This is a genomic window from Hyphomonas sp. CY54-11-8, from assembly GCF_000682735.1.
In the GTDB taxonomy this organism is placed as follows: domain Bacteria; phylum Pseudomonadota; class Alphaproteobacteria; order Caulobacterales; family Hyphomonadaceae; genus Hyphomonas.
This window is the reverse complement of the sequence record NZ_AWFD01000002.1, coordinates 56,313-78,493: the sequence shown is the minus strand read 5'-3', so window position 1 is coordinate 78,493 and position 22,181 is coordinate 56,313. Positions and strand designations below refer to the sequence as shown.

Sequence of the window (22,181 nt, the reverse complement as noted above, 5' to 3'; positions counted from 1 at the left end):
GAACCACTCAATCGCAGCGGCCTCTCGTCCCACGGGAGGCCGTTCGCTTTCGAAAGTCCCGGAAAGAAGGACCTGATCTGTTGAATATGCGCTTGCCCATCGTGATTGGCATGTATGCCTTCATCGTGGTGTTCCTGCCGCGAAATCCGGCCGTGGACCGGCTGTTCGACAAGGTACGGACGATCGATCCGAATATCGCAATAACGATCTCCGTTGTTGCACTGATTGCCGGGGGAATCGGCCTCTGGATGCTCTGGCGCCAGCCGAAAGGCCTGCTGAGGACAAAGCCGAGCCGTAAGCTGGTGATCATCAATTCCGGCCTCGTCGGGATCGTGTTTGCGGCCATATTCGACGTGATGCAGAAACTCTCCGGCTCGGCGACTGACCTGATCAGCCTGATCCTTGTGCCGATTGCCTTCATGATCGCCGAAGCCACCTACCTCGCGCTCGAATGGCGCCTGAACCGCAAGTTTGATAAGGAATAAGCCCGCGTTCGGCCGGAACGGCCCAATTGTCGCGCTGACAGCGCCGGCTCGCAGACCCATACCAGAAACACACCAACTGGACCCGAAATGACCGACGCCCCCGCCACTCCTCAAAAGCGCTACGGCACCGCTGGTGATTATGTTCAGCTGCTGAAGCCGCGCATCATGATGCTGGTCGTGTTCACCGCAGTCGCCGGCCTGATCGCGGCCACTGGTGTGACCGGGCAGTCGATGAACCCGGTGATGGCGGCGATTGCTGTACTGGCGGTCGCGCTTGGGTCTGGCGCCGCCGGCGCGATCAACATGTGGTACGATTCCGATATCGACCTGGTGATGACTCGGACGTCTACACGGCCAATTCCATCCGGTGCTGTGCCGCGCGAAGAAGCGATAGCGATGGGCATGATCATGAGCGGCGTGTCCGTCCTGCTCATGTGGCTCGCATCCAACTGGCTGGCAGCCGGGTTGCTGGCTTTCTCGATTTTTTACTACGGCGTCATCTATACGATGTGGCTGAAACGCTCGACGCCGCAAAACATTGTTATCGGCGGCGGGGCCGGGGCCTTTCCGCCAGTCATCGGCTGGGCCGCAGTGACGGGGAACACACCCCTCGATGCGTGGATCCTGTTCGCCATCACTTTCTTCTGGACGCCCCCGCATTTCTGGGCGCTGAGCCTGCTGGCACATTCCGAGTACGAAAAGGCCGGCGTGCCCATGCTGCCTGTGACGCACGGTGCGAAAGCGACCCGGCTGCAGATGCTTATCTATACGGTCGTCCTTGCGGCTGTTTCGATGATGCCGCTGGTGACCGGACTTGGTGGCTGGATCTACGGCGTGGTGACAGGTGTGCTGAACCTTGCCTTCCTGTATTTCGCGGTGCGCGTCTGGCGCTCGCATGCAGGTGACAGCGGCGCGCCTGGAGCAGACCAGAAACTTGCGCGCAGCATGTTCCTTTTCTCGATCCTGTACCTGTTCATCGTCTTCGCGGCCTTGATCGTGGAGCACGCAGCTGGTCTGCATTTTCCTGTCGGAGGCCTGTAAATGAGCGGTGATGGCTTGAAGAAGGGCGACGAACAGTTCCCGGAACCAGCGCATCTGGATGACGCAGCGCGTGCGGCTCAGAAGCGGCGTAATCTGTGGCTCGGACTGGCGCTTTTGGGCTTTGTGTTTCTCGTCGGGCTCACGACGTTCGTCCGCCTGAGTGGCTCAGAGGACAACCAGGCCAACTTCTATTACAATATGAACCAGACTGGGCAGGAGGAGGCACCTGCGCTTCCGCCCGGAATGTCGCCGGATCAGGCTGCGCCGCCGGCAAATCTGTCGACAGAACCGGTTGGGCCTGATGCCACGGCCGACGAAGAGGAGACACCCGAGCAATGAAGCTGTCCAACGCCAAGGTCGCCGGGATATCGCTGACGGTTTTCGCGGCGATGCTGGGACTCGGTTTTTCAGCGGAGCCGCTTTACGGCACATTCTGCCGGGTGACCGGTTATGGCGGGACGACTCGTATTGCGACGTCGGCCCCGAAGGAGATTGTCGACCAGACAATCACGGTCCGTTTCGATACGAATGTGGCAGATACGCCACTGGAATTCCGCCCGCTTCAGCGCTCCGAAGACGTCAAGATCGGCCAACATGGGCTTGCCTTCTTTGAGGTTTCCAATCCCACGGACGAGGAAATCCACGTCATCGCGGCCTACAATGTGACGCCACATTATTCCGGCAAGTATTTCAACAAACTGGAATGTTTCTGCTTCGATGAGCGGGTCATCGCCCCTCATGAGACGAAAAAGCTGCCTGTGGTCTACTTCATCTCGCCCGACATGGTGGAAGACCACGTGGCAGATCAGCTGGAAACCATCACGCTCAGCTACACTTTCTATGAAAGTTCGAAGTATAAAGGGCCAACGACACAGGCGGCCGTGGGTGCGGCGAATTCAGCCACGGGCGGCTGAAACTGTTGCACTTTCGGTCCGGAGCGGTCTAAACAGCTCAGAGATTCTAGGGATATAAATCAAGGGGTCCGCCAGACATGGCTCACGGCGAAGTCAAACACGATTATCATCTGGTCAACCCGTCACCGTGGCCGCTGCTCGGCTCGTTGTCGGTACTGGTTCTGGCGCTTGGCGGCGTCAATTACATGAAGGGCCTTTTCGGCATGGAAAAGGGAACCGTATGGCTGCTGGCCGTCGGTTTCGCCATGGTCGGCTGGGTCATGATTGGTTGGTGGCGCGAAGTCATCAAGGAAGGCAAGATCGGCGATCATACGCCGGTTGTTTCCATCGGCCTGCGCTACGGCATGATCCTGTTCATCGCATCAGAAGTGATGTTCTTCGTCGGCTGGTTCTGGAGCTTCTTCGAATTCGCAATCTTCCACAGCGCGCGCGTTGGCGAGAACTGGGATGCAGCGAACCCGCTGTTTGCAGATGCCCTTGCAAAGTTCGGCGACTGGCCGCCGGTCGGCGTCGAGACGTTTGATCCGTTCCACCTGCCGCTGATCAACACGCTGATCCTGCTGCTGTCCGGGACCACCGTGACCTGGGCGCACCACGCTCTCCAGCATGACGACCGTTCGGGCGCGAAGCTGGGACTTCTGGTCACTATCCTGCTCGGCATGGCCTTCACTGCGCTGCAGGTGTTCGAATACAGCCACGCACAGTTCAGCTTTGATGGCACGCTGTATGGTTCGGCCTTCTTCATGGCGACCGGTTTCCACGGTGCGCACGTCGTGATCGGTACACTTTTCCTGATCGTGTGTCTGCTTCGCCTGCTTACGGGTGGCATGTCGGCCCAGAAGCACCTCGGCTTCGAATTTGCTGCCTGGTACTGGCACTTCGTCGATGTGGTCTGGCTGTTCCTGTTCGCCTTTGTCTACGTGACCCCATACCTCGCACTGGGCGCAGGGCACTAGACGGCCGCGCATCCCATGCGCTGACTTTCAGGGGCCCGCCGGCGCGCAATCGCCCGGCGGGCTCTGCTTATTGGGGCAGGGCCGATCCCTGCGCTTGAAAGGGTCGAAGATGACTTTTCGTCCGTATCCCGTGATGACCGTGTTCACGCTCATCAGCCTGGGTATTCTGATCTGGCTCGGCAACTGGCAGTATGGCCGCTTCCTCCAGAAAATGGAGATCGACCGCCAAACGCCGGACTGGACCACGCTGGAAGGCGAAATCATTCCGGCGAGTGAGGTCCTTTCATATTACTATGTGGAAGGGCAATCCGGCTGGATGCGCGTTGTTGCGGTCGATACTGGTGATGCAGTGGTCTATACGCCGATCGAAATCGTCCAGCAGATCGATCCGCCTGCCGCATGCGAAGGTGAGACTTGTCCGGCCGGTCAAATCGCAACCCGTGGGATCTACAAGCCGGCCTTCAAGCGGAATGCCTTTACCGCAGCAGACGACACAGCCAATCGCGTTTTCTATGTGCTTGACCCGGCGGTGTTTGCGTCGCTTTTGCCGGGTGAGGCGGCTTCACGTGTATCGGCAGACGTGTTCGAGCCCGAAGTGATCCGGTTTGTGTCTGAGAACGGGCCCTACCTGATCGACAATCCCTATGCACGCCTGCGCCTGGATGATGAATTGCCGCCACAACGACATTTTGGGTATGCGATCACCTGGTGGGGGCTGGCCATGGCGCTCATCGGCGTATATCTCGCCTTTCATCACCAGAAGGGACGGCTCAGGTTCCGGAACGAGGGCAAATCGTGAAGTATATTTCGACCCGGGGCCAGGCTCCGTCTACAGACTTTGCCGGCGCATGTCTGGCCGGTCTCGCGCCGGATGGCGGCCTCTATGTGCCGGAGAGTTTCCCGCAGATTGATCCACCTGCCAAGGGCGAAACCTATCACGAAGTGGCGGCGCGGATTTTGTCAGCTTTCACAGGTGATGCGATCCCGCTCGAAGACCTGAAGCCGCTTTGCGAGCGGGCCTATGGCAGCTTCGCGCACCAGTGCGTCGCGCCGCTGACGCAGTGGCGGCAGGATGCCTGGCTGATGGAGCTGCACCACGGGCCGACGCTTGCATTCAAGGACATCGCGATGCAGATCATCGCGCAGATCTATGATTACCTGCTGGCCAAATCCGGCCAGCGCATGATGATTGTCTGCGCAACGTCGGGTGATACTGGCGGCGCAGCGGCAGCGGCTTTTGCCGGAACGAAGCACGCAGACCTGATCATCCTTCATCCCCACGGTCGTATTTCACCGGTGCAGCGGATGTTCATGACGACGACCGGTGCGTCGAACGTCGTGAATCTGGCGCTCGATGGCGATTTCGATGACTGCCAGGCCATTGTGAAGGATATGTTCGGAGACCGGGAATTCGTGAACCGGGTGAACCTGTCCGGCGTGAACTCAATCAACTGGGCCCGTGTGGCCGCTCAGTCGGTCTATTATGCAACCGTGCAGGCGGCTCTCGGCGGTGCGCTGCGGTTCGTCGTGCCCAGCGGGAACATGGGTGATGCACTGGCAGGCTATGTTGCGGCCCGATGTGGCTTGTTGAGCGGTGGCTTCGAGGCGGTTTGCGCTGTGAACGCAAATGACGCCTTGGCCCGCCTGTTCAATACCGGCGTCATGTCCCGCGCGTCAGCCGTTGCGACCCCAAGCCCGGCCATGGATATTTCGGTACCTTCCAATTTCGAACGTCTCTTGTTCGAAATGACCGGGCGTGATGCTGATGCGGTTCGTAACACCTATGACACTTACAAGCAGGTCGGCGAAGCGTCATTGCCCGACGAAGCGGTTTCACGCCTCAAGTGTTCAGGCCTTTCGGCTTCCTCTGTCAGCAATGACGAGACTATGGGTGAGATGAAACGATTCGAGCAGGAGACGGGGTGGCAGATTTGTCCGCATACGGCAGTTGGTACATTTCACGCGCGGCGCCTGCCGGCGGCTGATGTGACAACGGTGGTGCTGGCCACGGCCGCAGCGGCGAAATTCCCGGAAACGGTGGAAGAGGCCACAGGTCGCAAGCCGACAATGCCCGCCCGGGCTGAAGTGCTCTATGAGCAAGAGGAAGTGTTCGAGCGGACAGAGGCTTCACTGGCTGCAGTTCGGGCACGTATCGAACAGCACGCTGGCCGGAGCCGGTAAAATGCTGCCGCCCTTGCGCGAAACGCTGGTAACATCGGAGCGGCTGGTGCTTTCACCACCATTCCGGGCGGATTTCGCGGAGTGGGCTGATGTACGTGAACGAAGCCGGGCGCATCTGGAACCGTGGGAACCGGTTTGGCCGGATGATGTACACTCAAAGGCAGACTGGGGGCGGCGGCTGAAGGCCTGGCATAGCAGTTGGCGCAATGGCCGGGCTCATGTCTTCCTGATCCGCCGCCAGAGCGACAACCGGCTTCTGGGCGGCGTGTCGATCACCAATGTACGTGGCTGGCCGGCGCAGGCCGCCAATCTCGGCTACTGGATCGGGGCGGAGTTCCAAGGTAACGGATACATGCATGAGGCCGTTGGCACGATCTGCACCTGGGCATTCCAGGTATTGGATCTCTGGCGCATCGAAGCCGGGACCCTTCCGACGAATGAACGGTCCCAACGGGTGCTCGCCAAGGTCGGGTTCGAGCGTGAAGGCTATGCCCGGGATTATCTTGAGATCGCGGGACGGCGGGAAGACCACATACTTTTCGCCCTCGTCAGGCCGGCGATGCCGCGCTAGATTCCGGTCATCATGGCGCAAACCTCCGAGACAAGCCTTCAGGGCAACTGGCACTGGAATGCTCAAGCAAGGCGCCTTGTGATCGAAGTGCCGCGAGGGTCAGCCTATTCCGAACTGTCGGGCGACTGGTCCATTGATGCTCTGGAACAGATGCTGGAAGGGCTGAGCCGCGGACGACTGGAGCGGACCTTCGATGCAGGGGAAGGCCCTGTGCGGTGTAATCTTCGCCTGTCGAGCGGACGGGGCGTTCATCTCGTGGGAGCCTTTGTCGGCGATACCGAAGCACGTGGGATGCTACTGACCGGCGACGATCTGCAGGAGATCGATCCGTCGGACCTGAAGCCCGGTCCGGATCTGGCACCGGTATTTCAGCCCATCGTATCGCTTCGCAATGGACAGGTTGCCGGGTTTGAGGCGCTGGCACGCTGGGACGACGGTGACCTCACTTCGCCGCCAAGCCGGTACGAGGATGAGGCGCTGGCATCTAACATGTTGATCCGCTCGGCCGAGGCGCTCGCGAGATTGCGGGACATTACCGGCAGGGACGACCTGTTCATGCAGGTGAACCTCACCGCGCGGGACCTTGCCCGCGGGACCTTGCCTGCGCTCGTCGAGGCGCTGATCAATGGGTACAATTTGCCGGAACGGTCGATGAAGATCGAACTGACGGAACAAGCCGCCCTTCGCGATGCCGATTTTGCCCTCTCGGCTGCGCTTGCCCTGAAGGCGGTCGGGGCGGGACTGGTTCTGGATGATTTCGGAACGGGACATTCTTCGTTTGCGTGGCTGGCCGATCTGCCTGCTGACAGCCTGAAGATCGATCACGGCCTGACACGGCGTCTCGGGCAGCATCGGACCGACACGATCTTGTCGACAATCACGCTTCTTGCAAACCGTCTCGGCATGACCAGCACGGCTGAAGGGGTGGAGCGCAAGGAAGATGCGGCACGGCTACGTGCGCTTGGTTTCGATCATGTCCAGGGGTTTGCGTTTGCGCGGCCGATGGACATCGAATCCGCGATCCGCTTCATGCGCTACTGATCAGGCGTTTCCAGGAACAATCTGCAATCTCGCGCTATCAATACCAAGCCGGCCCAGCGCATGACGCCATTTGCGTTCATGAGCGCTGGAGAAGATCAGCTCCGGATCAAGGTCGCAGACGAGCCAGGCATTTTCCGCGAGTTCCGTTTCCAGTTGGCCTGCACCCCAGCCAGAATAACCGAGTGCAAGCACGCTGCGCCTGGGGGGGTGAGTGGAGCCCATGGCGTGCAGGATGTCCCGCGTTGCGGTCATGCAGATATCACCATCAACCGGCAAGCTGGCGCCTTCATTGTAGACATCGTCGGTGTGAAGCACGAACCCGCGATCAGAGCTGACCGGGCCGCCATCCAGAACAAACGTGTCCGGTACGTCAGCTTCGATGGGCACATCGAGCTGTTCGAACAATTGCGGTAGGCGCAAATGGGCCATCGGCTTGTTCAGCACGATGCCCATGGCGAACTCCGGGGAATGTGCACACACGAGGATGACAGATCGCGCAAACCGGGCGTCGCCAATGCCGGGCAGGGCGATCAGCAGTTTTCCTGTCAGGTCTGTGTCCATGGCGCGCGGAAATCCTTCAGAGCCGAGGCTGGGCTATCCCGGTCGCTTTGGCAAGGGCGGGAATCCTTGCTTCGCAGCACCGGGAGACCTATGTCCTTGGTCAAACCTGCAGGGAGAAAAGCAGATGAGCATCAAGGTCGGTGATAAGCTTCCAGACGCAACTTTCATGGAAATGACCGCAGACGGTCCAGCGCCGTGCACAACAGCAGACGTATTTGGCGGCAAGACGGTCGCCCTTTTTGCCGTTCCGGGTGCTTTCACCCCGACCTGTTCCGCTAAACACCTTCCGGGCTTCGTTGAGAAGCTCGACGACCTGAAAGGCAAAGGTGTGGACGATGTGGTCTGCACCTCCGTCAATGATGTGTTCGTCATGGGCGCATGGGGCAAGAGCGCTGGCGCGGACGGCAAGGTCCGCATGCTGGCGGACGGTAACGGCACCTTCGCGAAGGCGCTCGGTCTTGAGATGGATGGCTCAGGCTTCGGAATGGGGCAGCGTTCGCAGCGCTACTCGATGATCGTCAAAGACGGAGTGGTTACAGAGCTCAATGTCGAGCAAGGCGGCGAATTCAAAGTTTCCAGCGCTGACTACATGCTCGAACAACTTTGATTTATCAGGCATAACGCGTTTTAACCAATTTGATCCATGATCGGCGTGCTTGGGGACGAGCACGCCGTTTTTGGTTGGGTATTTATTGAAAAACGGAAAACTCTCCCCACCTTTATGGGCGTAACAAAGGAGAGGGACCCCATGGATCCGTTTTTTGCAGTGATCGTGCTGGTAATGGCCGTCGCGGTCATTGGTCTGGTTTCGGCATTCAAATTCGTGCCTCAGGGCTACAATTTCACGGTCGAACGGTTTGGCCGTTACACGAAGACGCTGACGCCCGGCTTGTCTGTCATCACGCCCTTCATCGACAGAGTGGGGCGGAAAATGAACATGATGGAGACGGTCCTTGATGTTCCTCAACAGGAAGTCATCACCAAGGACAATGCCATGGTGTCCTGCGATGCCATCGTCTTTATCCAGGTGATCGACCCGGTGGCTGCGGCTTACGAAGTCAACAATCTTCACCACGCTATCCAGAACCTTTCACTGACAAACATCCGTACCGTGGTCGGCTCGATGGACCTCGACGAAGTCCTGTCCAACCGCGATGACATCAACGCCCGCCTGCTCAACGTGATCGATGCCGCGACCAATCCGTGGGGCGTAAAGGTGACCCGGATCGAGATCGCCGACCTCAGCCCGCCGGCAGACATCACTGAAGCCATGGCCCGCCAGATGAAAGCTGAACGTCTGAAGCGTGCGGAGATCCTGACCGCAGAAGGCGACAAGCAGTCGGCGATTCTGAAAGCTGAAGGCCAGAAACAGGCGCAGATCCTTGAAGCAGAAGGCCGCCGTGAAGCCGCCTTCCGGGATGCTGAGGCCCGGGAACGCGAAGCCGAAGCGGAAGCCAAGGCCACCGCAATGGTGTCCGAAGCGATCGCGCGCGGTGACGTTAATGCGATCAACTACTTCCTCGGCCAGGCCTATGTCGAAGCCTTCGGCAAATTGGCGACTTCCAACCAGCAGAAGACGGTCATCATTCCGGCAGAGTTCTCCAGCATCATCGGAGCGATCGAGGGCATTAAAGGCCTTACGGGCGCTGCGAAGGACGTTCAGGTTCAATCGGGCGCTGTGCCGCCCACACGGACTTAAGGCTGGATTTTTCCTGGTGTCCCGGCCTCGGCCGGGGACCGGAATGCCAACCTGCTTCTAGGAGACCGACAATGTTGGAAGAACTCTTCACCCATCTCACTGTCTGGCACTGGCTTGCGCTTGGCTTGATGCTCTTCGGCATCGAGATGATGACCGGGACGTTCGATCTGCTGATGATTTCCATCGCAGCCTGGCTTACCGCCGCTTTTGCCTGGCTCGCCCCGGACAGTCTCGCCACATGGCAGGGGCAAGTCCTGTTCTTCGGCGCAGCATCGGTCGGCTTGTTTGTTGTTGGGCGCACGGTCCTGTCGGGCATGCGCAAGACCACACCAGAACATCCGACGCTCAACAAGCGAATGGATAGCCTTGTCGGTCAGCGCGGCGTCGCCACATCGGACTTCACGAATGCCGGGCAGGGACGCGTAAAGATCGGCGACACTGTCTGGGGCGCGGAGATCGTCGATGGCTCCGAGATCATCCACAATGGCGATGTCATCGTGGTCGAAGGCGCCCGTATGAACACAGCGCTGGTCCGAAAGAGTGCGTGATTCCGATGGAGCTTACTGGCCAGCCTCGATGAATTTACGGACGTCGTCGGAGAGCTTCGTGCCGTCAGATTCCTTCAGGTACATCATGTGACCGGCGTCGTAGTAATCGAACTGAACCCGATCAAGAACGACGCCATTCTGATACATGGCCATTTCGGCACCGAAGAACGGGGTCGCCAGATCGTACCAGCCTGAGGCGAGAAGTACCTTCAGATCCGGGTTTTCACGCATGCCTTTTCCAAGCCAGGGGGTGACGTTCACGTAAGCAGGCCAGCCACCTTCGCTCATGCTCCAGTTCCATTGGGAACCCGGTCCGCCAGTCAGGACTTTGTAGGGGCGCGTGAAATCCACGTCCAGCTCGCGGGTCAAGTAGTCGTTGATCGCAGCGACATAGGCTGTATCCATTCCGTATCCGGATGGATCATTTTCAGGTGTGTCTGACGTGCCTTCGCTGTCGATGCCTTTGTAGCGGCCATCGAACCGCCCAACCGTATAGCCTTCATTGCGCAGCAGCTCCTTGCGGAACCGCGTTGGGTCCACTCGCAGGTTGGCCAGCTCAATCCACTTCGCAGCAACGCCCAGATAGTCACTCATGTCAGCGGCAATGGCGCTCTTTTGCTCTGCGGTAAGAGTGGAACCGCGGATCAGGGCCGGGGCCAATGTGTCTGTCGCATAGTTGCGGGCGTCAGCCACGAACGCATCGAAATTATTGTTCCATCGTGCCTTGTTTGCCTTGCCGTGGTACCAGGCGATGGCTGCTTCTGTTGGGAAGAAAGAGATATGCGCGGAGTCATTTCCAGGCGCAAATCGGGCGTTCTGGAAGTCGAGGATCGCCGAGATCAGGATGACACCATTGAGACCGATGCCGTTCCAGCCGCCTTGCAGCTTCTCCGTCAGGGCAGCCGCCCGGGTGGTTCCGTAGCTTTCACCGGCCAGGAATTTCGGGCTGTTCCAACGGCCATTTTCGGTCAGCCAGATGCGAATGAACTCGGCAATACTCTCCGCGTCCTCGTTGACGCCGTAGAACTCCTTGCCTTCTGTGTCTCCCAGCGGACGAGAGTAACCCGTCCCGACGGGATCGATGAAGACCAGATCGCTGACGTCCAGGAGTGAATTCTGATTGTCCTGGATCGTGTAGGGCGGGGCGCCGACACCGCGCGCGTCCGATGGCGTGATCACCTGTTTCGGTCCGAAGGCGCCCATGTGCAGCCACAGCGACGCGGACCCAGGGCCACCATTGAAGACGAACGTCACAGGGCGGGTGGTCGGATTGCTCACGCCATCACGGATATAGGCCACCGAAAAGATGGATGCGGTCGGCTCGTCTTTCTCATCCCGGAGATAGGTTTCACCCGCGATCGTCTTGTACTTGATGGTCTGGCCGCGAAGTTTGAACGTGTGGTCGGAAGTGAAGACTTTCGCCTCAGGAATATCTGCTTTGCTGGCGGCGGGTTCAGACGTTCCAGGTCTTGCCGGTTCTTCAGCAAATGCGGGTCCCATGGACAGGGCCAGACCTAAGGCAATCAAACACGCACGCATATCAGATACTCCGCAATCACGATTGCGGCGGACCCTATCAGGTGGAAAACGCCGGGCAAGACCAGGGCTCAGGCCAATGTCTTGCGAAACAAAGAAAAACGCCGGCATCTCTTGATGCCGGCGTCTCAATTCAGAAGCAGGACCGATCAGGAAGCGGTCGGTGCAATACCGAAGCCGCTGGTCGCGTTCGGGGCCGCGCTGGACGACGGCGAAGTAGAAGGACGAGCATCGCTGGCGGCAGCGCGCGGTGCGGCATCCTTCAGCGGATCCTCGGAATGCTTCACCTGGCCTTCGAACACAGCGTTGGACTGGATCTGCAGTGAGGAGTGCACGATGTCACCCTTCACATGAGCACCCGTCTCAAGCTCGACCTTACGGGCACGGATCGAGCCCTTGATACGGCCTTTGACCTTCACGACTTCGGCTTTCACTTCGCCGGTGATGTGACCGGAAGCGCCGATCGTGATGTCGGTTGCGGCGACGTCGCCATCGACGGTGCCGTCGATCTGCAGTGCGCCTTCAGAGGTCACCGAACCGTTGATCTTCATGTCTGCGCAAATGATGGACGCAGCCCGGGCAGCCGGCTTTGAAGCGGCGCCACGGATGGCATCGACGGAAGGTTGGACCTTTGCTGGCTCAGGAGCCGGCGGCGTATCGTTGTGTTTGTTACTCTTGGTGAACATGACGGCCTGCTTTCAGGAATTTTATTGGATCATAAGGTTTGCCGTTAAACCAGACTTCGAAGTGAAGGTGGTCCCCCGTGCTTCGACCGGTTGTACCCATCTTGCCCACAAGATCGCCGACCTCCACGGTTTGTCCCTTTTTTACCGTAATTCCGCTGAGGTGGCCATAGCGCGACTTGAAGCCGTGCCCATGGTCGATTTCTACAAGCCGCCCGTAGCCCGAACGGGGACCTGCATAAGAGATGACGCCAGGCCCTGCGGCGACGATCGGGGCTGCGTGATAAGCCGCCATATCGATGCCGTTGTGCCAGCCTGGGCGTTTCTTGAATGGATCGACGCGAACGCCGTAATTACTGGTCAGCCGGTACGGTACCCCGACGGGGCGTCCCAGCGGCAGTGAGGAAACAATGTCCTCATAGTAAAGCATTTCCGCGACGCGCGCCTGAGTCTGCGACAGGCGGGAATAGAAAGTGGTATCGGTCAGCGAGAGATTGCTGAGATCGGGCCCGGCGGTCGCATTGGCGAGCGAAATGAACGGTCCGCCCGTTTCGCTGCTGGCCACGATTCGGTCTGAGCCAACGGATGTGAGTGCCAGGATGCCCCGGGCGCGTTCAGTGCGCTCCGTGGCGATTTCCTCGGCTTCATCTAGAATGCGTTCCTGATCCATTTTCAGGGCTCGCACCGACCCGCGAGAGCTGGCTGTTTCAAACTGGGCGGTGATGCGGACAGGTTCACGCGACTGACGGCTGTCGGCTTCTTCGATAGATGCCTGCACAAGCAGCGCAGCGCCATCGCCCTTCAGGGAAGACGTTTCGAGGTCGTCCTCGCCTTTAAGCTGCTTGTAGAGGTCTTCGAGGGCCTTCTGACGCTCTTCCCACTCCACGGTTTCTTTCTGGAAGGCGTCGGTACGTTCTTCCAGCAGCGAACGGGACAGCGCATCCTTGGCGCGCAGTTCCTGAACCCAGCGCTCATACTTGGCGAGTTCGCGGCCATCCGGATTACCGGAAAGGGCGCTGCTACCGCCACTGAGGACAAAGGAGCCGGTCGCAAAAACGGTCCATCCTGCCAGGGCGGCAATGCCCGCAGCAAAAATCGCCTGCTGCCATGGAGACACAGAAATATAGCGGACTGTGCCGCCGCTACGATGGTAAATTTGACGCTCAGGGAAGGCTTTATTGAAGGCCGCCTTCAGATTCGCGCTCAACTTCGCCATTCACGCCACCCGTAGAACCGGAAAATCACGCCCCCACTGCAGCAGTCACTACAGCAGGTTTCCCAAACCCTTGAAGATAATACATACCGATTTCGATACGAGGTGTAACCCCTCGGGCACAGAATTCATGTAAATTTTCGCCCATGAGGGTAAAAGGCTTGTTAAACATGGGAAAATTGTTTGCACGAGGCCAGATTTCAGGCGCCCGATTTGATGACATTGAGTACATCTTCGGCATGGCCTTTGACGCGCACTTTTCGCCAGATTCGGATTACCTTTTTGTCAGGTCCGATCAGGAATGTTGAGCGCTCGATTCCCATATACGTCCGGCCATAATTCTTCTTCTCGACCCAGACGCCGTAGGCTTCGCAAACCTTGCCGTCTTCGTCCGACGCAAGCGTCACGGCGAGATCATGTTTTGCCGCAAATTTTTCGTGCTTCGCCAGCGTGTCACGAGACACGCCCACGACTTTCGCGCCGGCCTTTTCGAACTCCTGTGCAAGGTCTGTGAAGTCTTTCGCTTCGGTCGTGCAGCCAGGCGTGTCGTCCTTCGGATAGAAGTAGAGAACCAACACCTGATCCTTGTAGTCGCCGAGCTTTATCGGCCCTTGCGTTGAATCCATGCTGAAATTCGGGGCACGTCCGCCTTCTTTGGGCCCGATTGCCATGTAATCCTCCTATGGTGCGCTCCGGCTGTACTGCTTATACCAGACACAGCGCTGAACGGCGTATATGACTGGACCCGACTTGTACGGAGCGCGCCCTTGGTCCGCCAGACCGCCTCACTGATTTTTCTCGAAATCCTCGGCGGTTTGATCCTGCTTGTGTTTGTGGCAGCGGGATTGCTCGCCGCCCGGCTCTATTCCGGCCCGATGGACCTGTCGATGTTCCGGGACGACCTGGAGCGCGCAATGACAGAAGCGCGCGATGGACGGGAGGTGCGCCTCGGCGGAGTGCAGCTCGAATGGTCGGCGGAAGACAAACGTCTCCATATTTCCGGATCACGGCTCCAGATGATGGATGCGAAAGGCAATGTCAGTGCGGAAGCACAACATGCCAATATCGTCCTTTCAGGATCATCGCTGGTTCTGGGCGATATAGAAGTCCTTCGCCTCGATCTCGAGGATGGCTGGGTCAATATCGACCAGGAAACACCCTCCACCTGGTTTGTCGGCGGTGAGCCTCTGCCGGAAATCCCTGTCGGAAAGCTGCCTGAAACCCCGCAGGAGTGGCTGCAGCGCGCTAATGAAGTGATTCCGCCGATCCTGGAGGCGCTGAAGCAGGGCGAGCAGAACTATGCGCTCGAATATCTGGGCTTTGCCGGCTTCGAATTCCGTCTCCGGGACAGCAACCAGCAACCCGTTCTCGACATAACAGATGCGAAGGGGCGGATTTCACGTGAGGAGGACGGTATCCTGGTCAGCGCGGCCGGGACTGGCGCGGGCGCGGGTTTGCCAGGCGGGCTGGCGGCGACGATCCGCTCCTACACGCTTGAGGAAAAGCTGCATGCAGAGTTCGCGGTGGCGGATTGGCCGTTGGCGGATCTGGCGGCCCGCTTCGGTGCGCAAGTGGATGCCTTCGATGGCCTGCCCGCCAATGCCGATGTGACTCTCGACTACGCTCAGGCCACCGGCATCAGCGAGATCGCCTTTCATTCCAATATGGGCGAAGGTCACATGCCGTTTGCTGGTGGTCTTGACGTGCAAGGGCTCGATGTCACCGCGACCTATCTTGCCAATGACGACACGATGCGGGTGGACGTGACGGGCGACAAGGTTGGTCCGGCCAGCGGACAGGCGAGCCTGACGCTGAAAGACATCCTGCAAGGACAGTCCGCACACGACTTTGAGCTCTCGAGTGAAGAGCTCACGCTGGATTTCACGCCGGTGTTCGAGCGTCCAATTACCCTGACTGGCCTGAAGGCGTCCGGATTGATGAGTGTCGCTGACCGGAAAGTCGACGAGCTCGCCCTCGTGTTTATGGAGCAGGACGCAGGCTTTCTTGTGACGGGTAACATTGGCCTTACGCAGGACCAGCAGGAGGGTGAGCCGCCGGTCCTCGGCCACATCGCTCTGGAGACCAGCGGGGATGTGACCAAGGATACGGTGATGGCGTTCTGGCCCGTTGGGCTTGGGACCGGTGGCAGGAACTTCGCGCGGGATCATGTCGAGGCCGGCGCACTTAAGGACATCAAAGGCCATATCGACCTGAAGCGCGACAGCTTTGGCGAAGACGGCTACCTGCGCGATTCAGACCTTGAGCTTACCTTCGTAGCGGAAGACGCCTGGGTGAAATTCCTGTCGGACCTTCCTCCCGTCGAAAAAGGACGCGGGACTGGGTGGCTGACCGGCAACTCTTTCCGGGTGACGCTGGATTCCGGCGAATATGGCGGGTGGGACCTCGACGAGGGCGCATTTCTGATGCCAGCATTCAATGTTCGCGGTGGAGATTTCCGGGTTTTTGCGCGCGGTCATGGGCCCATTTCTCTGATCATGAAAATGCTGGTCGACTCTCGCCTTGAAATCGATTTCGACCCTGCGCGCCTGTCTGGCGACGGGGAAATGACTTTCGAAATGTTCCGGCCTGCGCTGGACGATGTTCCGTATGAAGATATCCGGTTCACTGCGATCGGCAACGTCGCTGAGGCTGGGCTCAGGGATGCTGCGCTTGGCTTCGATCTGACGGAAGGTTCGGCGAAAGTGAATGTTGACCAGGACGGCATGACCATTTCCGGCTTTGGAAACCTTGGTCCGTCTCCTGTTCAATTCACCTGGCGCGATGCATTCAATGACAGTGACCAGCCATCGCTATTGTCGGCGACCAGTATTGTTACGCCGGACTTCCTGAACGAGTTCGGTGTTCTGGGCCGTGCTTATCTGTCAGGAGAAATCCCGATCGAGGTGCAGGCTGAAATCGGGGAGGGATCCCGCATCATTGCAGACACCGCATTGGACCTGACCGAATCCCGACTGGATCTTTCCGAGATCGGCTGGGTGAAAGGACGGGACAAGCCGGCCAAGGCTTCGGTTCACTATGAAGGGTTCGAAGAAGGCTATACGGCCACAGTGGTGTTCCATGCGGACGACGCCTATCTCGACGGTGACTTCACGCTGGGTGGCGATTCCAAACTTGTTTCCGCGACGCTGCGTCGGGCTTATCTGAAGAACAAGGCGGATGTCGGCGGAACCGTCACGCGCAGGGACGGTGCGCTCAATTTTGGCCTGACCGGCACCTATCTGGATCTTTCCGGCGCGATGCCCGGTGTAGGTGCCATTGGGGATGCGGATGATGCAGGAAGTAAAACGCCCATTCGCGTTTCGGCGAATGTCGACACGCTCACCCTGCGCCCCGGCCTCGACATGACGGAGGCGAAGTTCTCCATGGCCACCGGCGCCGCCGGCATAGAGACTTTCAAGGCCACAGGTCTCGCTGCCGATGGATCCCCCTTTGAGGCGCGTTTCGACACCAATGGTGGCCAGGCGGCGACCTTCCATGTTTCCAGTGGAGATGCAGGCTTCATCGCCAGCGCTTTCCTCGGCATCGACTATCTCGATGGCGGCAAGCTGGAAATGGATGGCATGCTGGCGAACGACAACAAGCCGTCCAAGTTCGATATTTCCATCACCAACACCCGTCTGAACAATGCACCCTTCCTGACGCAAATTCTCTCGCTCGCGTCATTGCGCGGACTGGCGGATACGCTCGGCGGAGAGGGCGTCTTGTTCTCCCGGCTGGATATTCCGCTGACCGTGGCGGGGGAGCGATACGTCGTATCAGGTGCAAAAGCACAGGGGCCTGCTCTCGGCCTCACGACGAACGGCTATTTCGACGCCAAGGACGGCACGATCGAGTTCGACGGCGTCCTCGTGCCAAGCTTCGGTATGAACTCCGCCCTCGGAACAATCCCGATCCTGGGGGATCTGGTTGTCGGCCGGGACGGTGAGGGCGTGTTCTCGCTTACCTATGCGATCCGCGGCACGATGGAGAAAGCGAACGTCTCGGTGAATCCGCTTTCCGCGCTGGCACCGGGCGTCATCCGACGGATCTTTGAAAACCCGTCGGATACGCGGATCCCGGAAGCCAGGCCGCGCCCGCCGGATGAGCCGATCCCCTCGGAGCTGCCGCCCATTCCAGACGAAGAGTTCTAGGGGTTAGGCTGGCTTTACCAGTGCATGGCGTTTCTTGCCGGCGGACAGCTTGATCGTGCCGTCAACCACGTCGGATTCCGCCAGCGTAGCGTTCTGATCTTTCACCTGCTGGTCATTGATCTTCGCGGCGCCTTGCTTGATCAGTCGGCGGGCTTCACCATTGCTTTCTGTCAGGCCTGCGGCTGTAAAAGCCGCGGCAACCAGATAATCGCTGAACAGCTCCGCAGACGGAATCTCCACGGTCGGCAAGGCGGCGGCTGTTCCGCCTCCGGCAAATACAGCGGACGCTGCCGCTTCGGATTCCTTTGCTGCCGCTTCGCCGTGCAGCATTGTTGTCGCTGCATTGGCAAGTGCAACTTTGGCCTTGTTGATCCCGGCACCTTCAAGGTTTTCCAGTGCTTCGATCTCATCCAGCGGCAACTCGGTGAACAGGCGCAGGAAGCGGCCGACGTCGGCATCTTCGCAGTTACGCCAGAACTGCCAGTATTCGTAGGGGCTCTTGCGGTCTGCATTCAGCCAGACCGCACCATCGGCCGTCTTGCCCATCTTGCCGCCGGAAGCGGTCGTGATCAGGTGGGCTGTGAGTCCGAAAACGTCACCGCCCGCTGCCTTATGAACGAGGTCCACGCCGCCAACGATATTTCCCCACTGGTCAGATCCGCCGAGCTGCAGACGGCAATTTTGCCGGCGGAACAGCTCAAGGAAGTCGTAGGACTGCATCAGCAGGTAGTTGAATTCGAGGAAGGTGTAGGGCTGCTCATTGGCCAGACGCCGGGCAACCGTGTCCTGTTTCACCATCGTGTTGATGGTGAAGTGCACGCCGACTTCGCGCAGCAGTTCGATGTAGCCGAGCTTGCCCAGCCAGTCGTCATTGTTGACCATGATGGCGTCGGTCGGGCCGTCGCCGAAGGTGAGGAACGGTTCGAAGGCTTTCTTGATGCCGGCAATGTTCGCCTCGATCTGCTCATTTGTCAGCAGGGGGCGGGACTTTTCCTTGTCGGTCGGGTCGCCCACTTTCGTGGTGCCGCCACCCATCAGGACGATGGGCTTGCCGCCGGCCTTCTGAAGGTGGCGCAGCATCATGATCTGCAGGAGCGAGCCGACGTGAAGGCTGTCCGCCGTCGCGTCGAAGCCGATATACGCAATTGGAACGCCCGCCATGCAATAGGCGTCAAGCTCGGCCGGGTGAGTGACCTGCTTGATGAAGCCGCGCGTCTGCAGCGTCTTCAGGAATTCCGACTTGTATTCGCTCATCTTCTCGTGTCTCCGTGAAGGCAGGGCGCGTAGCACGGAAAGGGAGCCGCTTGAACACCGCGATTTCAGATTCCCTCTCAGATTCTGGGCCAAAATGGGTGGCGGGCTTCATGTCCGGCACCTCTCTGGACGCTGTGGATGCAGCGCTGATCCTGACGAATGGCGAGCAGGTGCTGGAGTTTGGCGCGACAGCCGAGCGTAAATACCTGCCTGAGGAACGCCGTATCCTGCAGCAGGCAACAGATGCGGCCCGCGCCTGGAACTGGTCCGGCCCCGAGCCGGAATCGGCCTTTGAGGCGGCGAAAGCGGTCGTCACGCAGACGCATGCTGAAACCATGCAGCAATTGCTCTCGGCCTGGTCTGGTCCGGCGCCGGTGCTGGCGGGCGTGCATGGCCAGACGGTTCTCCATCGGCGTCCTGTGCCCGGCAAACCGGGCGCAACGCTGCAGCTGATTAATGCGCCTGCCATGCAGGCGGCTTTGGGTGTGCCGCTGGCCTGCGATTTCCGGACGTCGGATGTCGCCGCAGGCGGGCAGGGCGCGCCGCTCGCCCCGGCTTATCATTCAGCACTCCTGCAGCGTCTGGGAGATGGTGCGGCTTGCGTCCTGAATCTTGGCGGTGTGGCGAACATCACGGCCAAACTGGCTGACGGTACGCTGATTGCCTTCGATACTGGCCCGGCAAATGGCCCGATTGACGAATGGGTCGAAGGGCATGGGCGAGGCACGCATGATTTTGGCGGCGCCCTTGCGAAGACCGGCACGGCGGACGAGGCGCTGCTTGAGCGGCTGTTGCAGCATGACTGGTTCAGCGAGGCGCCGCCCAAATCGCTGGACCGCTATGATTTTTCGGCCGCCATGGTTGAGGGCATGTCCGTGGAAGATGGCGCAGCGACCCTGACAGAGTTTTCGGCGCGGGCTGTCGCTGCGGGTGTTTCTCAACTTCCGGAAGTGCCTTCCCGGGTCATTGCCTGCGGTGGCGGGCGCCATAATCCGGCGCTGATGGATGCCCTCGCCCGGGCATTGCCGTGCCCCGTGCTGAGTGCGGAGGCGGCCGGATGGCGAGGTGACAGTATCGAGGCTGAAGCCTTTGCCTATCTGGCTGCGCGTTCGGCTCGGGGCCTGCCCATCAGCTGGCCCGGCACGACGGGCGTGCCGGAACCAATGACGGGTGGAATTGTGCTGGCTTAGTCGCCTTCAGCTTCAAGGCGCAGTTTCTCTTCGGCGGCAGCAAGGCGGCGAAGCAGGTATTCCTCGCAGGTGCCGATCAGTTCTTCGCGGCGATCCTGGTAGAAATGGTTCGCACCTTTCACGGTGGTCCGCTCGATTTCCTCGCCTTTCTGGACCCGCACTTTGGTGAGAGCGCGCTCCACATCTTCCGGGGAAGAAACCGCATCACTGTCACCGGACACGATCAGGCCGGACGCCGGGCACGGGGCCAGGAACGACAGGTCGTAATGGTTGGCCGGCGGCGAGATGGCGAGAAAGCCATCGATTTCCGGGCGGCGCATCAGCAGCTGAAGCGTGATCCAGGCGCCGAAAGAGTAGCCGGCGCACCAGACATAGCGTGGGCTTTCTGCCATGTTTTCAATGTAATCAAGAACATAGGCGGCGTCTTCCAGTTCGCCAATGCCCTGGTCATACTGGCCCTGGCTGCGGCCGACGCCGCGGGAATTGTAGCGCAGAACGCCGAAGCCATGCTTCTCGAACATCTGGTACAACATGATCGAGATCGGGTCCTGCATCGTGCCACCGGCTTTCGGGTGGGGATGGAGGATCAACGCAATCGGCGCGCCATCATATGGCGGCTCTGTGTAACGCGCTTCGATACGGCCCTGAGGGCCCGGAATGATGAGTTCTGCCATGGCATCCTCGGAATTTCGGGTTAAGCGCCGGGTGATAAGCCAAACGCGCACTGAAAAGCAAATTTTTCTGCAGGTGCACCCATGCGCATGAAAGGCTATATGGGGCGCATGATCTATGCCGACCACAATGCGACCAGCCCGCTGCGCCCGGAAGCGCGCGAGGCCATGCTCGCCGTTTATGACATGGGGGCCGTAAACCCGTCCTCTGTGCATGCGGCTGGGCGCGCGGCGCGTGGCGTTGTCGAGCGGGCGCGCTCGGTGCTGGGGGGTGCCATCGGCAGCCGGGCGGAGGACATCGTTTTCACCTCCGGCGGCACCGAATCCGACAGCCTGGCGGTCCACGGCGCAGTGGCAGGACTTGAGGGCAAATGCACGCTGATCGTTTCGGCGCTGGAGCATGAAGCCATTGGCAAGGCCGCGGCGCATTCCGGCGTCGTGATGGAGACGGCCTACCTTACCTCTGCCGGGACGGTGGACCTGGAAGACCTCGCAGGTCGGTTGAAGACATGGAATCATGCTGCCAAAGGCACGCCTGTGTTGTGCCTGATGCTCGCGAACAACGAGACGGGCATCATCCAGCCGGTCGCAGAGGCCGCCGCGCTGGTTCGCGAAGCTGGCGGGCTGACCATCTGCGATGCAGTCCAGGGCCTTGGAAAAATACCGGTGAATGTGGGTCTGTTGGGCGTCGACTACCTCGCTGTCAGCGCCCACAAGATCGGCGGGCCGCAGGGCGCAGGTGCCCTCTGGCACCGGGCCGGTGCGCCGCTGAAAGCCGTCCAATATGGCGGCGGGCAGGAGCGAGGGCTCCGCTCCGGTACGGAGAATGTCGCTGCGATCGCCGGGTTTGGTGCAGCGATTGAGGCGGCCATGCGCGATTTGTCGAAATACGCGGCGCTTGGCCCTCTTCGTGATGCCATGGAGGCCCGCCTCGAAGCTGAAGGCGGTGTGCTGGTTACTGGCAAGCGAGCCCCACGGCTCTCGGGCGTCTCAAATTTCGCAAAGCCGGGCTTCTCCGCGGAAACGCAGGTCATGGCCATGGATCTGGCAGGCGTGTGCATCTCTGCGGGCTCCGCCTGCTCCTCCGGCAAGGTCAAACGCAGCCTTGTCCTCATGGCGATGGGCGCGGATGACACCCTTGCAGAATCGGCAATCCGCACCAGCTTTGGATGGAGTACACTGCCGTCAGACTTTGACGGCGTCGCGGATGCATGGCTGAAGGCGGCCGAGCGCGCAGTACAGAAGGAGACAACCTGATGCGACTGACAGGCAAACGTATTCTGCCAATCGCGGTGCTGGTGAGCACTCTGGTGATGTCTGGCTGCTCTGCGCTGAATGTGTTCGGGAGTGGGTTCTACGACCGCGAAGCAATCAGGGCCTGCGAGCAGGAGGTCGACGTCGAAGCCCGTCGAGCCTGCTTTGAGCGGCTGGACAAGGCGCGGCATGAGCGTAGCACCGGCCAGACCGATGAGGACAAATAAGTAAG

Annotated in this window: 23 protein-coding genes; 16 read left to right on the top strand and 7 right to left on the bottom strand. The window is 59.7% G+C overall.

The window, feature by feature from the left end; genetic code table 11:
* Positions 1-86: 86 nt before the first annotated feature.
* From HY17_RS03875 to HY17_RS03835, 9 genes are all read left to right on the top strand, one after another.
* Positions 87-485: a hypothetical protein gene (locus tag HY17_RS03875; RefSeq protein ID WP_034762897.1), complete on the top strand. Its 399-nt coding sequence runs from the start codon at positions 87-89 to the stop codon at positions 483-485.
* Between the two features lie 87 nt (positions 486-572).
* On the top strand, positions 573-1,526 hold the full coding sequence (cyoE, locus tag HY17_RS03870) for a heme o synthase (RefSeq protein WP_034762895.1): 954 nt from the start codon (positions 573-575) through the stop codon (positions 1,524-1,526).
* Entirely contained in the window at positions 1,527-1,865 is a 339-nt protein-coding gene (locus tag HY17_RS03865) for a hypothetical protein (RefSeq protein ID WP_034762893.1), read from the top strand.
* Complete coding sequence (locus HY17_RS03860) at positions 1,862-2,440, top strand: cytochrome c oxidase assembly protein (protein WP_034762891.1); 579 nt, start codon at positions 1,862-1,864, stop codon at positions 2,438-2,440. Before HY17_RS03865 ends, HY17_RS03860 begins: the two co-directional genes overlap by 4 nt.
* A gap of 77 nt (positions 2,441-2,517) precedes the next feature.
* Positions 2,518-3,396: a cytochrome c oxidase subunit 3 gene (locus tag HY17_RS03855; protein WP_034762889.1), complete on the top strand. Its 879-nt coding sequence runs from the start codon at positions 2,518-2,520 to the stop codon at positions 3,394-3,396.
* Between the two features lie 109 nt (positions 3,397-3,505).
* A complete protein-coding gene (locus tag HY17_RS03850; RefSeq protein ID WP_081812962.1) occupies positions 3,506-4,195 on the top strand; it encodes an SURF1 family cytochrome oxidase biogenesis protein in 690 nt (229 codons plus the stop codon).
* Positions 4,192-5,577, top strand: coding sequence for a threonine synthase (thrC, locus tag HY17_RS03845; RefSeq protein ID WP_034762886.1), 1,386 nt, complete (start codon positions 4,192-4,194; stop codon positions 5,575-5,577). Before HY17_RS03850 ends, thrC begins: the two co-directional genes overlap by 4 nt.
* Position 5,578: 1 nt before the next feature.
* Entirely contained in the window at positions 5,579-6,148 is a 570-nt protein-coding gene (locus tag HY17_RS03840) for a GNAT family N-acetyltransferase (protein WP_034762884.1), read from the top strand.
* A 12-nt stretch (positions 6,149-6,160) separates the two neighbouring features.
* On the top strand, positions 6,161-7,189 hold the full coding sequence (locus tag HY17_RS03835) for an EAL domain-containing protein (RefSeq protein ID WP_051599640.1): 1,029 nt from the start codon (positions 6,161-6,163) through the stop codon (positions 7,187-7,189).
* Here the strand turns inward: HY17_RS03835 and HY17_RS03830 are convergent, their stop codons facing one another.
* Complete coding sequence (locus HY17_RS03830; protein WP_034762883.1) at positions 7,190-7,750, bottom strand: YqgE/AlgH family protein; 561 nt, start codon at positions 7,748-7,750, stop codon at positions 7,190-7,192.
* A gap of 124 nt (positions 7,751-7,874) precedes the next feature.
* Between HY17_RS03830 and HY17_RS03825 the strand changes: the two genes are divergently transcribed.
* The 3 genes from HY17_RS03825 (at position 7,875) to HY17_RS03815 (ending at position 9,997) form a co-directional block, all read left to right on the top strand.
* The gene (locus HY17_RS03825) at positions 7,875-8,357 is read left to right on the top strand and encodes a peroxiredoxin (RefSeq protein WP_034762882.1); all 483 of its coding nucleotides are present in this window, start codon (positions 7,875-7,877) and stop codon (positions 8,355-8,357) included.
* A gap of 174 nt (positions 8,358-8,531) precedes the next feature.
* On the top strand, positions 8,532-9,449 hold the full coding sequence (locus HY17_RS03820) for an SPFH domain-containing protein (protein ID WP_369802163.1): 918 nt from the start codon (positions 8,532-8,534) through the stop codon (positions 9,447-9,449).
* A gap of 71 nt (positions 9,450-9,520) precedes the next feature.
* Positions 9,521-9,997: an NfeD family protein gene (locus HY17_RS03815; RefSeq protein ID WP_051599638.1), complete on the top strand. Its 477-nt coding sequence runs from the start codon at positions 9,521-9,523 to the stop codon at positions 9,995-9,997.
* 12 nt (positions 9,998-10,009) lie between these two features.
* On the opposite strand, the gene HY17_RS03810 is transcribed toward HY17_RS03815, so the two are convergent.
* The 4 genes from HY17_RS03810 to bcp form a co-directional block, all read right to left on the bottom strand.
* Positions 10,010-11,497 (bottom strand): S10 family peptidase, encoded by a 1,488-nt coding sequence (locus HY17_RS03810; RefSeq protein ID WP_197020219.1) that lies wholly within the window; start codon positions 11,495-11,497, stop codon positions 10,010-10,012.
* 185 nt (positions 11,498-11,682) lie between these two features.
* Positions 11,683-12,219: a polymer-forming cytoskeletal protein gene (locus HY17_RS03805; protein ID WP_034762877.1), complete on the bottom strand. Its 537-nt coding sequence runs from the start codon at positions 12,217-12,219 to the stop codon at positions 11,683-11,685.
* Entirely contained in the window at positions 12,203-13,432 is a 1,230-nt protein-coding gene (locus HY17_RS03800) for a M23 family metallopeptidase (RefSeq protein ID WP_034762876.1), read from the bottom strand. The genes HY17_RS03805 and HY17_RS03800 overlap by 17 nt, the downstream gene beginning before the upstream one ends.
* Before the next feature lie 197 nt (positions 13,433-13,629).
* A complete protein-coding gene (bcp, locus tag HY17_RS03795) occupies positions 13,630-14,100 on the bottom strand; it encodes a thioredoxin-dependent thiol peroxidase (protein WP_034762874.1) in 471 nt (156 codons plus the stop codon).
* A 96-nt stretch (positions 14,101-14,196) separates the two neighbouring features.
* Here bcp and HY17_RS03790 point away from each other — a divergent pair, with 96 nt between their 5' ends.
* Complete coding sequence (locus HY17_RS03790; RefSeq protein WP_034762871.1) at positions 14,197-17,580, top strand: AsmA-like C-terminal domain-containing protein; 3,384 nt, start codon at positions 14,197-14,199, stop codon at positions 17,578-17,580.
* 3 nt (positions 17,581-17,583) lie between these two features.
* Here the strand turns inward: HY17_RS03790 and tyrS are convergent, their stop codons facing one another.
* Positions 17,584-18,834: a tyrosine--tRNA ligase gene (gene tyrS / locus HY17_RS03785; protein WP_034762868.1), complete on the bottom strand. Its 1,251-nt coding sequence runs from the start codon at positions 18,832-18,834 to the stop codon at positions 17,584-17,586.
* 14 nt (positions 18,835-18,848) lie between these two features.
* Between tyrS and HY17_RS03780 the strand changes: the two genes are divergently transcribed.
* The gene (locus HY17_RS03780) at positions 18,849-20,024 is read left to right on the top strand and encodes an anhydro-N-acetylmuramic acid kinase (protein WP_081812960.1); all 1,176 of its coding nucleotides are present in this window, start codon (positions 18,849-18,851) and stop codon (positions 20,022-20,024) included.
* Here HY17_RS03780 and HY17_RS03775 read toward each other — a convergent pair.
* The gene (locus HY17_RS03775; protein WP_034762866.1) at positions 20,021-20,698 is read right to left on the bottom strand and encodes an alpha/beta hydrolase; all 678 of its coding nucleotides are present in this window, start codon (positions 20,696-20,698) and stop codon (positions 20,021-20,023) included. The genes HY17_RS03780 and HY17_RS03775 overlap by 4 nt on opposite strands.
* Before the next feature lie 87 nt (positions 20,699-20,785).
* Here HY17_RS03775 and HY17_RS03770 point away from each other — a divergent pair, with 87 nt between their 5' ends.
* Together HY17_RS03770 and HY17_RS03765 are read left to right on the top strand one after the other, a co-directional pair.
* Positions 20,786-21,952 carry a cysteine desulfurase family protein gene (locus HY17_RS03770; RefSeq protein WP_233348609.1) on the top strand — a complete coding sequence of 389 codons (1,167 nt, stop codon included), beginning with the start codon at positions 20,786-20,788 and terminating at the stop codon, positions 21,950-21,952.
* Positions 21,952-22,176 carry a hypothetical protein gene (locus HY17_RS03765; protein WP_034762862.1) on the top strand — a complete coding sequence of 75 codons (225 nt, stop codon included), beginning with the start codon at positions 21,952-21,954 and terminating at the stop codon, positions 22,174-22,176. The genes HY17_RS03770 and HY17_RS03765 overlap by 1 nt, the downstream gene beginning before the upstream one ends.
* The last annotated feature ends 5 nt before the right edge of the window (positions 22,177-22,181 follow it).

What these genes read in the sequence shown, in the direction of transcription:
- bcp (WP_034762874.1), bottom strand. Translation starts at nt 14,100, where the DNA reads ATGGCAATCGGGCCCAAAGAAGGCGGACGTGCCCCGAATTTCAGCATG.
- HY17_RS03810 (WP_197020219.1), bottom strand. Translation starts at nt 11,497, where the DNA reads ATGGGACCCGCATTTGCTGAAGAACCGGCAAGACCTGGAACGTCTGAA.
- HY17_RS03765 (WP_034762862.1), top strand. Translation starts at nt 21,952, where the DNA reads ATGCGACTGACAGGCAAACGTATTCTGCCAATCGCGGTGCTGGTGAGC.
- HY17_RS03825 (WP_034762882.1), top strand. Translation starts at nt 7,875, where the DNA reads ATGAGCATCAAGGTCGGTGATAAGCTTCCAGACGCAACTTTCATGGAA.
- HY17_RS03855 (WP_034762889.1), top strand. Translation starts at nt 2,518, where the DNA reads ATGGCTCACGGCGAAGTCAAACACGATTATCATCTGGTCAACCCGTCA.
- tyrS (WP_034762868.1), bottom strand. Translation starts at nt 18,834, where the DNA reads ATGAGCGAATACAAGTCGGAATTCCTGAAGACGCTGCAGACGCGCGGC.
- HY17_RS03770 (WP_233348609.1), top strand. Translation starts at nt 20,786, where the DNA reads ATGAAAGGCTATATGGGGCGCATGATCTATGCCGACCACAATGCGACC.
- cyoE (WP_034762895.1), top strand. Translation starts at nt 573, where the DNA reads ATGACCGACGCCCCCGCCACTCCTCAAAAGCGCTACGGCACCGCTGGT.
- HY17_RS03775 (WP_034762866.1), bottom strand. Translation starts at nt 20,698, where the DNA reads ATGGCAGAACTCATCATTCCGGGCCCTCAGGGCCGTATCGAAGCGCGT.
- HY17_RS03860 (WP_034762891.1), top strand. Translation starts at nt 1,862, where the DNA reads ATGAAGCTGTCCAACGCCAAGGTCGCCGGGATATCGCTGACGGTTTTC.
- HY17_RS03840 (WP_034762884.1), top strand. Translation starts at nt 5,579, where the DNA reads ATGCTGCCGCCCTTGCGCGAAACGCTGGTAACATCGGAGCGGCTGGTG.
- HY17_RS03865 (WP_034762893.1), top strand. Translation starts at nt 1,527, where the DNA reads ATGAGCGGTGATGGCTTGAAGAAGGGCGACGAACAGTTCCCGGAACCA.
- HY17_RS03835 (WP_051599640.1), top strand. Translation starts at nt 6,161, where the DNA reads ATGGCGCAAACCTCCGAGACAAGCCTTCAGGGCAACTGGCACTGGAAT.
- HY17_RS03850 (WP_081812962.1), top strand. Translation starts at nt 3,506, where the DNA reads ATGACTTTTCGTCCGTATCCCGTGATGACCGTGTTCACGCTCATCAGC.
- HY17_RS03815 (WP_051599638.1), top strand. Translation starts at nt 9,521, where the DNA reads ATGTTGGAAGAACTCTTCACCCATCTCACTGTCTGGCACTGGCTTGCG.
- HY17_RS03820 (WP_369802163.1), top strand. Translation starts at nt 8,532, where the DNA reads ATGGCCGTCGCGGTCATTGGTCTGGTTTCGGCATTCAAATTCGTGCCT.
- HY17_RS03830 (WP_034762883.1), bottom strand. Translation starts at nt 7,750, where the DNA reads ATGGACACAGACCTGACAGGAAAACTGCTGATCGCCCTGCCCGGCATT.
- HY17_RS03805 (WP_034762877.1), bottom strand. Translation starts at nt 12,219, where the DNA reads ATGTTCACCAAGAGTAACAAACACAACGATACGCCGCCGGCTCCTGAG.
- HY17_RS03800 (WP_034762876.1), bottom strand. Translation starts at nt 13,432, where the DNA reads ATGGCGAAGTTGAGCGCGAATCTGAAGGCGGCCTTCAATAAAGCCTTC.
- HY17_RS03875 (WP_034762897.1), top strand. Translation starts at nt 87, where the DNA reads ATGCGCTTGCCCATCGTGATTGGCATGTATGCCTTCATCGTGGTGTTC.